General features: G+C 47.8%; 14 protein-coding genes and 2 tRNA genes. 5 read left to right on the top strand and 11 right to left on the bottom strand.

Annotation, left to right across the window (positions count from 1 at the left end; all coding sequences use genetic code 11):
- Nucleotides 1-18: 18 nt before the first annotated feature.
- Nucleotides 19-94: transfer RNA gene (locus RCH83_RS03205), tRNA-Glu, on the top strand.
- A gap of 61 nt (nt 95-155) precedes the next feature.
- Nucleotides 156-231 (top strand) — tRNA-Ala (locus RCH83_RS03200).
- Nucleotides 232-425: 194 nt separating this feature from the next.
- On the opposite strand, the gene RCH83_RS03195 is transcribed toward RCH83_RS03200, so the two are convergent.
- Nucleotides 426-1,013: an arylesterase gene (locus RCH83_RS03195; RefSeq protein ID WP_306518966.1), complete on the bottom strand. Its 588-nt coding sequence runs from the start codon at nt 1,011-1,013 to the stop codon at nt 426-428.
- On the opposite strand from RCH83_RS03195, the gene RCH83_RS03190 reads away from it, so the two are divergent.
- Together RCH83_RS03190 and RCH83_RS03185 are read left to right on the top strand one after the other, a co-directional pair.
- Entirely contained in the window at nt 1,012-1,719 is a 708-nt protein-coding gene (locus RCH83_RS03190; protein WP_306518964.1) for an ABC transporter ATP-binding protein, read from the top strand. The genes RCH83_RS03195 and RCH83_RS03190 overlap by 2 nt on opposite strands.
- Entirely contained in the window at nt 1,709-4,279 is a 2,571-nt protein-coding gene (locus RCH83_RS03185; RefSeq protein ID WP_306518962.1) for an ABC transporter permease, read from the top strand. Before RCH83_RS03190 ends, RCH83_RS03185 begins: the two co-directional genes overlap by 11 nt.
- 125 nt (nt 4,280-4,404) lie before the next feature.
- On the opposite strand, the gene RCH83_RS03180 is transcribed toward RCH83_RS03185, so the two are convergent.
- The 6 genes from RCH83_RS03180 to RCH83_RS03155 form a co-directional block, all read right to left on the bottom strand.
- The gene (locus RCH83_RS03180; protein ID WP_306518960.1) at nt 4,405-5,298 is read right to left on the bottom strand and encodes a TIGR01777 family oxidoreductase; all 894 of its coding nucleotides are present in this window, start codon (nt 5,296-5,298) and stop codon (nt 4,405-4,407) included.
- A gap of 43 nt (nt 5,299-5,341) precedes the next feature.
- Nucleotides 5,342-5,707, bottom strand: coding sequence for a dihydroneopterin triphosphate 2'-epimerase (gene folX, locus RCH83_RS03175; protein ID WP_306518958.1), 366 nt, complete (start codon nt 5,705-5,707; stop codon nt 5,342-5,344).
- A gap of 79 nt (nt 5,708-5,786) precedes the next feature.
- Nucleotides 5,787-6,170, bottom strand: a complete 384-nt coding sequence (locus RCH83_RS03170) for a lysozyme inhibitor LprI family protein (protein WP_306518956.1) — start codon at nt 6,168-6,170, stop codon at nt 5,787-5,789.
- Nucleotides 6,171-6,209: 39 nt separating this feature from the next.
- Entirely contained in the window at nt 6,210-7,529 is a 1,320-nt protein-coding gene (locus tag RCH83_RS03165; protein WP_306518954.1) for an ATP-binding protein, read from the bottom strand.
- Complete coding sequence (locus tag RCH83_RS03160) at nt 7,529-8,206, bottom strand: response regulator transcription factor (protein WP_306518952.1); 678 nt, start codon at nt 8,204-8,206, stop codon at nt 7,529-7,531. Before RCH83_RS03160 ends, RCH83_RS03165 begins: the two co-directional genes overlap by 1 nt.
- 113 nt (nt 8,207-8,319) lie before the next feature.
- Nucleotides 8,320-8,826, bottom strand: a complete 507-nt coding sequence (locus tag RCH83_RS03155; protein ID WP_306518950.1) for a glycine zipper 2TM domain-containing protein — start codon at nt 8,824-8,826, stop codon at nt 8,320-8,322.
- 245 nt (nt 8,827-9,071) lie between these two features.
- Here RCH83_RS03155 and RCH83_RS03150 point away from each other — a divergent pair, with 245 nt between their 5' ends.
- Complete coding sequence (locus RCH83_RS03150; protein WP_306518948.1) at nt 9,072-9,407, top strand: helix-hairpin-helix domain-containing protein; 336 nt, start codon at nt 9,072-9,074, stop codon at nt 9,405-9,407.
- A gap of 164 nt (nt 9,408-9,571) precedes the next feature.
- Here RCH83_RS03150 and RCH83_RS03145 read toward each other — a convergent pair whose 3' ends face one another.
- The 4 genes from RCH83_RS03145 to RCH83_RS03130 all read right to left on the bottom strand — a co-directional run bounded on the left by RCH83_RS03145 (nt 9,572) and on the right by RCH83_RS03130 (nt 13,889).
- Complete coding sequence (locus tag RCH83_RS03145; RefSeq protein WP_306518946.1) at nt 9,572-10,795, bottom strand: EAL and HDOD domain-containing protein; 1,224 nt, start codon at nt 10,793-10,795, stop codon at nt 9,572-9,574.
- Nucleotides 10,796-10,930: 135 nt separating this feature from the next.
- Nucleotides 10,931-12,421, bottom strand: a complete 1,491-nt coding sequence (gene putP / locus RCH83_RS03140; RefSeq protein WP_306518944.1) for a sodium/proline symporter PutP — start codon at nt 12,419-12,421, stop codon at nt 10,931-10,933.
- Between the two features lie 192 nt (nt 12,422-12,613).
- A complete protein-coding gene (locus RCH83_RS03135) occupies nt 12,614-13,336 on the bottom strand; it encodes a DUF3379 family protein (RefSeq protein ID WP_306518942.1) in 723 nt (240 codons plus the stop codon).
- The gene (locus tag RCH83_RS03130; protein WP_306518940.1) at nt 13,329-13,889 is read right to left on the bottom strand and encodes a sigma-70 family RNA polymerase sigma factor; all 561 of its coding nucleotides are present in this window, start codon (nt 13,887-13,889) and stop codon (nt 13,329-13,331) included. Before RCH83_RS03130 ends, RCH83_RS03135 begins: the two co-directional genes overlap by 8 nt.
- Nucleotides 13,890-13,892 lie beyond the last annotated feature (3 nt).

Genomic DNA, 13,892 nt, shown 5'->3' with positions numbered 1-13,892 from the left:
GCTATCAAATCCTGGGATGTCCCTTTCGTCTAGAGGCCTAGGACACCGCCCTTTCACGGCGGTAACAGGGGTTCGAATCCCCTAAGGGACGCCACTTAGGACATTCTTCAGTTGTACCATCTTGTTGCCTCAATCCAGTTGGCAGCAGTCTCGATGGGGCTATAGCTCAGCTGGGAGAGCGCTTGCATGGCATGCAAGAGGTCAGCGGTTCGATCCCGCTTAGCTCCACCAAACTCCGTAATTTTCCTTGTAAGTTAAATCACACTCACAATAATTTGGCTTATTGGCTTATTGGCTTATTGGCTTATTGGCTTATTGGCTTATTGGCTTATTGGCTTATTGGCTTATTGGCTTATTGGCTTTCCATTTCATAACCAGCCTTTTAGCCGTTGCAGCGTGAGCTACAAAGGCTTCAGGATATTTCCTTACAATTTCAACAGCAAAGGCAAGATAAAATCGCGGATAATCGGCTGTGCTTTTTCGTTGGGATGGATACCGTCACTCAGCATCAAACTGGGATCTGTGGCAATCTGATCCATAAAAAACGGCCAATAATGCACCTGATGTTTTTCGGCCAATGCCGGATATAAATCGACAAATAACTTATTGTAACGTGGGCCATAGTTCGGTGGGATCCGTATCTGCATCAGTATAGCTTTTGCCTGTTGTTGTTGAACAAGGCGAATGATGGCACTGAGGTTTTTTTCCAGTTGTGCTACCGGAAAACCACGCAAGCCATCGTTGCCACCCAGTTCAATCAACACCGCATCAGGTTGATGTGTTTTTAATAATTCGGGTAATCTGGCTAAACCGCCAGCTGTGGTTTCGCCGCTGATACTGGCATTAATCAGCTGCCAGTGGTTTTGTTGCTGCTGTAGTAAATGTACCCAGCCTTGTTGTTGTGTCATGCCGTAGCCGGCACTGAGACTATCGCCAAGGACCAATAATTTTTGTGGTTGTGCCTGTACGAACAAAGTGCAGCAGGCCAATAAGATGGTGAAAAAAACTCTCATGTCATTACTACCTAAGATTGATATTCAGGCTAAAGCCTTAAGCAAAGAAGTTCAGCTGCCCGATGCCAGGCTGACTATCCTGCAGCAAGTCAACCTAACAATCAACAGTGGTGAAACTGTGGCTGTGGTTGGTGCTTCGGGCTCTGGCAAATCAACGTTATTAGGCATTCTGGCTGGATTAGATACTGCCAGCAGTGGTGAGGTGTATCTGGCAGGTCAGCCATTGCATCAATTAGATGATGATGCCAGAGCACAACTGCGCGCCAGGGAAGTTGGTTTTGTATTTCAGTCTTTTTTATTATTGCCAAGCTTAACCGCACTGGAAAACGTAACTTTGCCGGCAGAACTTGCCGGAATTAAAGACGCAACAGCGAGGGGGCGTAAGCTGTTGGCCGATGTTGGTTTAACAGCAAGAGCAGATTTTTACCCCAGTCAGCTCTCTGGTGGTGAACAACAACGAGTGGCTATAGCCCGTGCTTTTATCACAGAACCCGCCATTTTATTTGCCGATGAACCTTCGGCTAACCTTGATGCCGCCACAGGCGCCAAAATTGAAGATTTGTTATTTGCGCTGAATGAACAGCAGGGCACAACTTTGGTTTTGGTCACCCACAATCCGCAGTTAGCAAAACGTTGCCAACGTCAGCTTAATATGCATGCCGGTGAGCTGTCAGAACAACAGCCGGAGGTCAGTGATGTGGCTTAATATTGCCGCGCGGCTGTTCTGGCGTGAACTGCGCCGTGGTGAGCTATGGGTAATTGCTTTTGCCTTATGTCTGGCCGTTTTTACTGTGGTGAGCTTAACCGGCATTACTGAAAGTGTACGTTCAGCGCTATCACAACGCAGCAGTAACTTTATTGCGGCGGATAAAATTCTGCGCTCCAGTTTGCCTTTTAACGAAGAGATTTTCCGTACCGCCGATACGCTTGGACTCACAACCGCCAAACAAATGCAGTTCAGCACCATGGTGTTTGCCGGCGACCTGATGCAACTGGTCAGTGTCAAAGCTGTGTCAGAAAGTTACCCGCTGCGGGGCAATTTATTGTTAAAAACTTCAGAACAGCCTGATGCAACGCTATTAAAGAGCATCAGTGCACAGCAAGTGTTTCTGGAACCCCGTTTATTGCAGCTGCTGAATATCAGGGTTGGCGACACGCTGGAGCTGGGCGTCAGTCGTTTTGTGGTGGCTGGTATTATTGCCGAAGAGCCTGATGCACCCTTAAGTGTATTTGGCAATGCACCAAGGTTATTGATGCATGTGGACGATGTTGCTGCGACTCAAATAGTGCAGCCGGGCAGCCGCATTGGTTATCGTTATCAGTTTGCCGGAGACAGCGCTGCCCTCAAAACGCTGGAGCTGCAGGTAAAACCTATGCTGACGGTGCACGATCGCTGGCAGAGTCTGGACAGAGAATCTGCAGTGGGCTCAGCGCTTGACCGAGCGGAAAAGTTTTTATTATTGGCCGGTTTATTGGGCATAGTGCTGGCAGCTTGTGCGGCTGCAGTGGCTGCCAGCCAATATAGCCAACGCCATCAGATGGCGGTTGCTGTGATTAAAGCACTGGGTGTAACCACCGCCATGGCAAGGCGCATTTATGCCAGTCATCTGGCGATGGTCAGTGTGTTTAGTATAGGGATTGGGCTGTTGCTTGGGCAGCTGGCAAGTTCAGGTGCTCAGTGGTTTATTGAAGTCTGGCTTGGTGACTACCGGCCTGAGTTCAGTGTCAGGCCTTTGTGGCTTGGTGCTTTAACCGGATTGATCTGTGCAACTTTGTTTTCGGCCAGGCCCATCTGGCGGCTGGCCGCAGTGCCGGCTTTGAATGTATTGCGGCAGCGTGGTCAGAGTTTTCAGCTGGATATATGGCAGCTGGTTACCGGTGGTCTGGCCATCTGGTTGTTGATGTGGCTGTTTAGTGGTGACTGGTGGTTATCAAGTTGGCTGTTTTTGCTTTGTCTGGCATTTGCCGCCTTGTTGCTGGGCATGGCTGCGGTACTGGTGCGGGTGGCCAAACCTATGGCAGCAGGGCAAAGCAGCGCATTAAAACTGGCACTTGCCAATTTGCGCCGCAGATTATGGCCCAACAGTTTTCAGTTGATCACTTTTAGTCTGGCGTTATTTTTAACTTTGATATTGTATTTCCTGCGTGCTGAGCTGATTTCGCAGTGGCAACAACAAGTGCCGGCAGGTGCGCCCAATCAGTTTCTGGTCAACATCACCGAAACGGAAAAACCGCAGATCATTGGTTTGTTGCAACAAAATCAGCTCAAAGCCGGTGACTTTTATCCGATGGTGTCAGGCCGGGTGTTGACGGTCAATAATGAAACCCTGGCAGATCCGGAAAGCCAAAATGATGCAGAGCGGCAAAAAGGCGAACAGCAGGCCGACGCTGCGGGCGGCGGGGAATCGGCCAAGCGAAACATGGAACAAACAACAGCAGATAACCGGGTAAAAAGGGAAGGTATAGGGCGTGAATTAAATCTGACCTGGCTGACAACTTTACCGGCCAATAATGACATAGTCGCTGGCGCCTGGTTTGGCACTGCGGACAAAGCTCAGGTATCTGTAGAAGAAAAACTGGCGGAACGGCTGGCACTGCAACTTGGCGATAAAATTGGCTTTTCTGTTGGCGGTCAACCATTTACCGCAACAGTCAGCAGTTTCAGGAAAGTGGATTGGAATAGTCTGCAGCCGAACTTTTTTATGATTTTGTCGCCGGATCTGATGCAAAATTTTCCGGCCACTTACCTGACCGCTTTTTATTTGCCAAAACAACAAACGGCATTGCTCAATGAGATGGCGCGCAGTTTTCCAACCATTTCTGTGTTGTCGGTTGATAATATCTTAAAGCAAATCAACGACATTATTGCGCAGGTTTCACTGGCACTTACTGTCATTTTGGTGTTGGTGTTTGCCGCTGCCGTCTTGGTACTGGTGGCGCAGGTTCAGGCAACCTTAGAACAACGCGAGCAGGAGCTGGCAATTTTACGAACCCTGGGTGCCAAAACCGTGTTTTTACGCCAGGCTGTTTTGGCAGAATTTGCCGCCCTGGGTCTGATGGCTGGGGTTTTTGCCACTGTACTGGCAGAAGTGCTGCTTGCTGTGTTGCAAATGCGGTTATTCCAGTTGCCGTTTTCGCTGCATTTTAACTTGTGGTGGATAGGGCCTGGTCTTGGCATGGTGCTGATTTGTGGTCTTGGCTGGTTGTTGTTGCGACATTTGTTGTTATTACCAACCCCGGTATTGTTGCGTCGGGCTCTAAGCTAGCGCTCAGCCTGTATAACAAAAAGCCTGCAATAGCAGGCTTTTTGTTAATATTACGATCTGGTTATCTCAGGCGCAGCCTCACGTCATGCGCAGCACAGCACCTTGTGCAGAGCCAAAATGGGTTGTTACAGCGGCAGCGCCTGTAGTGCCGCTCTGAGCTGGTTATATTTAAAGTGAAAGCCGGCATCTAACAGCTGTTTTGGGTAGACATTCTGACCAAACAACAAAATATCGGACATTTCGCCAAACAACAGTCGCACCACCATGGCGGGTACCGGCAACATTGCGGGTTTGCCCAGGCGTTCAGCAAGGAGTTTTGTCCATTGTTTATTGGTCACGGCCATAGGTGCTGTTGCATTAAAAACACCTTTTAATTCGGGGTGTTGCAATAAAAAGTCAAAAGCCGCACTAACATCATCCAGATGGATCCACGACATATACTGCTCACCACTGCCTATCCGGCCGCCCAGCCCAAGCTTAAAAGCTGGCAACATTTTGGCCAGTGCGCCGCCACGTGGTGCCAGCACAATACCAAGCCGCAGAATACACACTCTGGTTTGGGCTGAATTGGCCCTGTTCGCCAGATTTTCCCAACGGGCACAAATGTCGTGGCTGAACTCCGGATAATAAGACTGATAACTTTCATCGATAGTTTCGCCAGACTGCCTGCCATAAAAGCCGACAGCGGATGCATTTAACAAAGTGTGGGGTGGGGTTGTCGCTTGTTGAATACAGCTGACCAGCTGCTCTGTCAGCTGCCATCTGCTTTGGCAAATGCGTGTTTTTTGACTGTTAGTCCAGCGTTTATCTGCAATAGATTCGCCAGCTAGGTTCACCACTACATCTATCTGATTAAAATCAACTTGCTGCAGTGTTGTCACCGCTTTGACCGTGGTGCCGAATTTTTGCGACACTTTGTCGGCAAAACGGCTTAATACGGTAATTTGATGATGAGGTTGCCACAGATTAACCAGTGCTGTGCCGACCAGACCCGTTGCGCCCGTCACTAAAATCCGCATGCAGTGGCTCCTTTGCCTTGTCACCTGATGAGTATAGCCAGTCTCAGTTTTTATGAACGGATAAGGTCAAAGACACCGAATCGGCAAAACGCAGCGCATAAGGTTTATCAATTTCGACTTCTGCAAATCGAACCGCAGGGTGTGCAGATGCCAGCGCCAGTACTTCTGCCGTCAGCTTCTCTAATAACGAAAAACGATTATTTTCAACCAGCTGAATAATATCTTTGGTGATAGTGCGGTAGTTCAGTGCTTTGCTCATGTCATCGGTATCAGCCGCCTGCACCGCACTGTATTCGATGCGTGCATTGATAATCACATCCTGTTTATTATTAATTTCTTCGTCTTTAATACCAATGTAAGTGCGCAGCCGCAGATTTTTTATCCGGATCACAGCGTTATTTAAATTCATGCAAAGTCCTGTTATACAAAGTTCGGAAATAGAATATGGCTGATGCCGCCATGCTATACGGCGCGCATCGTCTGAACGATCAGTACCTGATATTCTTCATCACTTCAGTTTGTTGTTTCAGCTGCTCAATCATACATTCTTTGTACACACCGGCGCCGGCCTGACTGTCCGGGATCAAAGCAAGATACTGCCAGCGGCAGTGATCAAGGCTGAATTTCTGAAATGTATCGCGCGAACGCTGAAAAACCCGCAGTGGATCGCCACGGCCTGTGCTGCGTTCCATTTCCTGCAACCTGAATAAGTGATTGTTTTCCCAAGTTTTTAGCTCGCGTTCAGTTTTTTCCAGTTCCTGGTCCAGGCAACGCGAATATTCAATCTGAAATTGTCGTTTGTCGGCACAACTGCTGGCCGCCATTACTTCAACCGGCAATAAAGCTAACAAAAAAATAGGTAATGCTTTCATAGATATCCACACAATTAACCGGTAACTGGCTGATTCTGGTTAGTATTGATGATCGGCAAAATTCAATTGAAATCTGGCCCCGCCAAGTTCACTGCGATCAATCTGCAGTTCTCCTGAATAAGATGAACAGAGTTCATGAACTATGGATAAACCGACACCATGACCTTCTTTATAGGTATCAAGCCGGGTACCACGATGTAATAAATCTTTGGTTTTGCCGGCGGGAACCCCGGGACCATCGTCTTCGACCGATATATGGAACGGCTTTTGACTGACGCTGATCCTGACCCGATGCTGGCAGGCTTTAAAGGCATTGTCGAGCAGATTTCCGAGCATTTCCATTAAATCGGTTTCGTCACCGCGGAACATAGTGCCAGCCGGAGCATCGATGGTCAGCTGCACATTTTTATCACGGTAAATTTTCAGTAATGCATTTTGCAGTTGCTCCAGCACCGGAGCCACAGGTATCTGTTTTTGCCAGACATCTTGCCCGGAGCTGCTGGCGCGTTTGAGCTGATGTTCAATCATGGCGGTGATACGGTCTATTTGTTCACGCAGTTCAGGTTGCTGCGCCAGTGCTGAGGTATTCAGCACTGCCACCGGTGTTTTTAATGCATGAGCCAAATCACTTAAATGGTGGCGGTAACGTTGTTTTTGTCTGTTCTGGCTGGCCAGCAGCAGGTTCACATCTTCTTTTAAAGTTCGAAGTTCTGCCGGGTACTGGCCGGTTAATTGTTGTTGCTGGCCACTTTCCACTTGTCTGATTTCATGGTCAAGCGCCGATAGCGGTTCTGTGGTCCAATAATAAGCCAGCAGCATCACCAGCAGCAGCACAGCCGCAATGCCAATAAACCAGCGGGCCAGGGTACTGCGGAAGCTTTGTACCGGTGCGTCCAGCAATTTTTGGTCTTGTACTATATGAATGGTCAACGGCATGCTGCGTTCACCCATGTCAAACAACAACGCAAAAGACAAAGTCCAATACACCTGACCCTCTTGCTCCAGCGCTACAAATTCGTGTTTACCGGGTAACATTTCATGTTGGGGCGGTGTGAAATTTTGGTTCAGCGATGAATCGGATTGCCATAACAATTTGTCTTCACTGACAATAAAAGCACTGGTACCTGAGTCGGGGCGCAGAAAATCAGCAGGCAGAATACTGTTATTTATTTCAAGAATATCGTTTTTAGAGGTAAGTTCGGCTAAAAATGAATAAAGATGAACTTCGAGTTTTTGTTCGGTGCTGGTCAGCAGTTGGGCCAGAAAGGCCCGTTCTATCGCAAAAAATGAAACCGGCAGTAAAAACAGCATCAGCACCAGACTGATCACTGCCTGCCGGACTTTTAACGATAACATCATCAGCTCACGGCCAGATTAAAACGATAACCGCGGCCACGCAGCGTTTCTATCGGTTTGAGTTCACCGTCCGGGTCGAGTTTTTTGCGTAAACGCAGCACAAACACCTCAATAACGTTGCTGTCCAGATCAAAATCCTGATCATAAATATGTTCAGTCAGCTCAGTTTTTGACACCACTTTGGTTGGGTTATGCATAAAGTATTCAAGGACTTTATATTCATAAGCCGTCAGCGGCACTTCTTCACCGTTGCAAAATACCTGCTGGGTTCTGCTGTTCAGGCTGACCGGACCCGCGTTCAGCGTTGGATCGGGCTGACCGGCAGCACGGCGGATCAGTGCATTACAACGGGCCAGAAGTTCTTCAACATGAAAAGGTTTTGTCAGGTAATCGTCAGCACCTGCATCCAACCCCTGTACTTTTTCCTGCCAGCTGCCACGAGCCGTCAGAATAATCACCGGTGTTTTGATATCTTGTTGCCGGGCTTTGCGGATCAGTGACAGTCCATCCAGCTTAGGTAAACCAATATCGATAATGGCCAGATCATATGGATATTCACTGAGTTTAAAAAATCCGTCAGCGCCATCATGAGATAAATCGACACTGAATTGTTGTTGGGTTAAATGGTTTTTTACCTGTTCAGCCAACAAAATTTCATCTTCTACCACCAATACCCGCATGTGCATTCCTTATGACATTAAACCGCACTGTGGCGGTATAAACGGCCTGCTTTTTAGCAAACTGAGTTGTTAGTTATTAGCGAAACTGCCACACCGACAGAGGGTGTGCTTTGTTATCTCGAGGTTGCAGGCTCAACATAAACCGGCATTTGTGGCCCCGGATCTCTGTCCATCAGGGTGGTGTATTCGCGGCCGTTAAGTTGATAAGTGACTTGATAACCGTCAATGACACTTTGGTATTCGACTTCAGTGCCGGCCTGATAACACACAGTTTCATGATGCATTACGTCTGTGCCATTTTTCTGGCCTATATCATGTCCGACAGCTCCACCTAACACCGCGCCTGCGGCCATCCCAACTTTTTTATTAGAGCTGTTATGGCCAATTGCATTGCCTAAAGCGCCACCAATAATAGCACCGACAATAGTAGGGGCTGCAGAATCTGAGTGACGTTTGACGACCTGGCGTTCTTCACAAACACGTTTGGGTCTGTGCACTTCAATGGTGCGGTAAACAGGCTGTGCCGACGTCACAGTGGCCATTTGATATTGGTCACGGTATTGCTGGGAATAACTGGTACAGGCCGTCATCAACGGTAATAACAACACCAGATATTTCATAAAACATCCTCCACAGACAAATATAACATCAGGCTATCGCATCAAGTCTTAATTGCAGCTGAATCTTAAAAACGAAAAAATGCGAAGTTAAAAGTATATAAAAAGTTAAATATATGAAAATTAATTGTCTATCTTCTGTAAGGGTTATAGCTGAATGACAGTTTCATTCAGCTGATATGCCCAACAACGTCGGAACAGAATCAGTTCCGTATTGTAATACCGGTTAAACACACAAGGAAAGTAACATGGATGCAAAATCACTTTTAATGGCCACCTTTGTGGTTGCCGCGGCCTGCAGCCTGAACCCGGTGCTGGCAATTCAATCTTCCGCTGTGGTTGCCAAGGTTGGTGCTCAGGAAAGTAGTAAAAACAGCGGTGAGGCCCCTGTAGGCAAACTGAGCATTAATAAAGCCAGTCAGGAGCAGTTAGAAGCTATTCCAGGTATAGGCGCGAAAAAAGCGCAGGCTATTCTTGAATACATCAAAAAAAATGGTCCTATTAAAAACCAGCAACAACTGATGGAAGTAAAGGGCATCGGCGAGAAACTGGCGGAAAAAATTGGTGGTTTTGTCAGTTATTAGCCTGATTGGTGTTGACCCCATCCGGTAGCTGCTTCGCTGGTGTGGCAAAACACCACAAGTCGATAAGAAAAAACCGGTCAGTGCCTGCACTCTGACCGGTTTTTTGTGTTTGCTTAAGCTGTTTATTTTGCAGTACGCAACCATGTTATTGCAGCGCACGGGTTCTAGTTGTCGCCAAGAGCCCGCATCTGTTCGTTGGCCCATTGCACTGCTTCGTGATACGCATCAGGCAATGATTTTGCTTCAAGCCCCAGGCGGGCGATAGCGCTGTTGGCATCCTGCCAGTGCGCCTGCTCGTAACATTTCACCAGTGACAGATATTCGGCCAGTAAGCCCTGATTATCAATTAAGGCATCTTTAATATCTTTGGATAGAGGCAGCTTGCTCATCACTGATGTCATTGGCTCGTCCAGTATGGCGTCCATCAGTGACATCATGCCGGTTAAAAAGGCTTTGGCCGTGTCGGTTTTGCGATGTATTTGTGCTATCCCTTCGGCAAATTTTGCCCTGGTCATTGCCAGGCGCATCAGCTCAGCCGGTTTTTCACTGCTGACTTGTGCGGTAAACAGCACCGACAGGAATTTTTTTAATTCCAGCTGACCCAGCACAACCAATGCCTGTTTAATAGTTTCAATTTCGGACCGGCGTTTAAATACAGCAGAGTTGGAATAACGCAATAATTTATAAGACAGATTTACATCACGTTCGAAAATTGAGGTGATTTTTGATAAGTCCATCTCAGATTTCGAGGTTTCGTACAATAATTCGGCCAAAGTCATCTGGGCAGGTGACAACGCTTTACTTTGTAACATTTCAGGTTTAGAGAAAAAATAACCCTGAAAATAACTGAATCCCATTTTTAAAGCTGATTGAAACTCTTCGTTGGTTTCAACTTTTTCCGCCAGCAACTTAATATTCGGGAAAGGTGCTGTGGCGGTCAGGACTTCCTGAATCACTTCAGCTGTGGTGTTGCGAAAATCGATTTTAATAATGTCGATATGGGGATAAAAATGGCGCCATACCGGCTGATGAATATAATCGTCAAGTGCTATGACATAACCCAGTTCTTTTAAATGTTGTACTTCTGCCAGTAGTCTTTTCCCTGGCTGCACAGTTTCCAGAATTTCGACAACTACTTGTTCTTTTGGCAGCATCGAAGGAAATTTTTTTAACAGGGTATCGAGAGTAAAATTGATAAATCCCAGTTTATCACCAAGAAAATCATCCAAACCAAAGTTAAACTGACTGCCGGCTATCATCCTTGAGGTTGCTTCGTCACCATCAATATCCGGGAAAACGTTTTCCAGACCGTCGCGAAACAATAACTCATAAGCATAGAGGTTTTTATCTCGGTCCAGAATGGGCTGGCGGGCGGCATAAAAGTACATACAGACTACAGTTCCTTACTGGGTATTCTGGCAAGCAATGTAGCAAAGAATTCTGTTGCTAGGGAACAAAAATTTGCCGTGCTGACATTTTAGTGAAGCCCGCCTGTAGAATAGGCGGGCTGTCTGATGAAAGTGTTAAGATTTCAGTTTGTGCAACATGGCGGAAAACTCCTGCTGCAAGCTATCGTCCGGTGCTTTTGTGCAGAGGCTGACCACGACTATCGCCAGCGTTGACAACAGAACACCTGGTACCATGGCATAAATAAAGTCATCCAGTTGTTTACCGTCAATCGTCAGCGGACTGAAGACCCAGACCAGCACAGTGACAGCACCTGTGATCATGCCAGCCAGCGCTCCCCAGTGGTTCATTCTGCGCCAGTACAGGCTCATCAGTACCAGCGGACCAAAAGCGGCACCAAAACCTGCCCAGGCATTGCTCACCAGGCTCAGAATTGAACTGCTGCGATCCAGCGCTATCACAATGGCGACCATGGCCACTAAAAACACCGAAACACGTCCCATCATCACCAGATGTTTATCTGAGGCTGTTTTATTTAAAAATGTTTTATAGAAGTCCTGGGTCAGAGCGCTGGAGGTCACCAGCAATTGACTGGAAATAGTGCTCATCACCGCAGCCAACAGTGCAGCCAATAAAAATCCGGTGACAAAAGGATGAAACAACACCTGCGACATCAGAATAAAAATAGTTTCAGGGTCTTTTAATGTCTGACCACTTTGATGGATATAAGCAATACCAACAAAACCGGTGGCAATAGCACCCAAAAGCGAAATGATCATCCATGACATGCCTATACGGCGGGCGACCGGAAAATCTTTTACCGAACGGATCGCCATAAAACGCACGATAATGTGAGGCTGGCCAAAATAACCCAGACCCCAGGCCAACAACGAAATAACACCCAGCACACTGGTGCCGGTGAAAATATCCAGATGGTTCGGATTCAGGCTTTGTACTGTATCAAGCACTGGACCTATGCCTCCCACCACATTTAGTGCTGCCATTGGTACCAGCACCAGCGCAATAAACATAATAATGCCTTGCACAAAGTCCGTCATACTGACCGCCAGAAAACCACCAAGCAAGGTGTACATAATGACCACACCGGCGGTCAGCGCCAGACCCCAGAAATAATCCAGCCCAAAAACTGACTCAAATAATTTGCCGCCGGCAACCACACCAGAGGCGGTGTAAAGGGTAAAAAACACCACAATAACCAAAGCTGAAATCAGCCGTAACATCCGGGTGCGGTCGGCAAAACGGTTTTCAAGATAATCGGGCAGGGTGATAGAGTCTTTGGCATGTTCGGTGTAAACCCGAAACCGCGGTGCCAGCAACAGGTAGTTCAGCCAGGCGCCAATCACCAGACCAACAGCAAGCCAGATTTGCGAAATGCCCAGCGCATATAAAGCGCCGGGTAAGCCCATCAGCAACCAGCCACTCATATCGGATGCGCCTGCAGATAAAGCAGTGACGGCCGGGCCCAGCTTACGGCCACCCAGCATATACTCCGACAAATTACTGCTTGATTGGCGATAAGCGTACAGCCCGATGGCCAGCATGGCGGCGAAATAAATCACCAGTGCGAGAATAGTGCCTGTTTCCAAAATAACGACCTCATCTGAGTTATTGGTATTGTTGATAGTCTGTGAAAGCCGGCAGCTTGCTAAACAGAGTTGCAGTGAGGGTTAAAACTGCAACAGGCTGAGCGGCGGCACATGCTAACAAGGGGGTGTCGTTTCAGCCAGTGCTTTTCTGTGATTGCACCAACAGATGCTACCAGTTGCAGTTGCCTTGGTTCAGGATCTTTGTCCCGGATTAAAGCTGAACTGTTGTTGCAGTTTGTCTGCAAGCGGTGTTAGCTGTTGTTGTTTGGCCGCCACCAGCACCAAATCAGCGCCGGCAAGGGCCAGACTCTGTCCGTGAAAATTGTCGTCGGCAAAACCCTGATTAGGTTGCCAGCCATGATCTTTTGGCAATACAAACACAGTGACAGGACCGTCCTGCGTCTTGAGGATCAGATGCAGCGCACGCACACCGCGGAAATTACAAAATCTGGCATAGTGTACCTGACCGTCAAAACCATCAAGTTTGCCAGCAAAATCCGCCATCAGGGCATTAACTGTTGCCATAGGTAATTGTTCATTTAGGCTTACCAGCGCACTGGCTTCATGGTACACATGGGCCAGTGCATAACTGCCCAGGTCGTTGCCAAAATGGACAAATTCAAAGCGAAGTTGCACCAGGCCCGCCGTCAGTGCTACGGCTGCCGCTATGCCATAAGTCCATTGCCGGCGTCGTTTTTGTTGCCTGAACCCGGCCAACTGCTGATTAAACATTAAGCGGTCGGCTAGTTCATGCGGCACCCCGACTTGCATGGCCTGTAGCAGCTGCGTGTCCAGCTGCAATAATTCCTGTTGCAGTTGTTTTTTTGCTTCGTCTTGCTGCAGCGCTTGTTGTAGTTCAGTGGTACCAGCTTTTGGATCACTGAATAAACGACGACGAAATTCCAGTTCATCCATGGCGATGGCTCCCCAAATTTGTGCTTTTGATAAGTTCGCGCAGCTGGTGGCGGGCGCGGTACAGTCTGGTGTTCACTGTATTGAGATTTAACGCCAGAGTGGTGGCAATTTCTTCACCTGTCATGCCAAGCAAAACCTGCATCACCAGCGGTTCACGGTACTCAAGATCAAGACCGAGAATGAGTTGTTGTAACTGAGATTGTTCGGCAAGTTGTTCAGGTGAGCCCGAATGTTGGTCGCTGAGCTCGTCTTGTTCTATCTCCTGATAATCAAACTGTTTGCGTTCAAAACGCCTGGCATTTTCCCGCCTTAAGATGGTGACCAGCCAACCTTTGGCAGAGCCGGCATCCAGCAGAGAGTCCAGATGTTTCCATGCGCGCAGAAAAGTCTCCTGCACTAAATCATCGGCGATGGCTTTGTGCTGACATAACCAATATGCATACCGGTATAAATCGGCATAAAAGGTTTTTACCAGAGCCTGATAACGCAGATCTTTACTGCTCATGTTCGGGGATTCATCATTTTTTGAACTGTATTGACAATAGACCGGCATGCG

The sequence above is a fragment of the Rheinheimera sp. genome, assembly GCF_030824435.1.
Taxonomy (GTDB): Bacteria; Pseudomonadota; Gammaproteobacteria; order Enterobacterales; family Alteromonadaceae; genus Pararheinheimera.
This window is presented reverse-complemented; position numbering and strand designations above follow the sequence as displayed.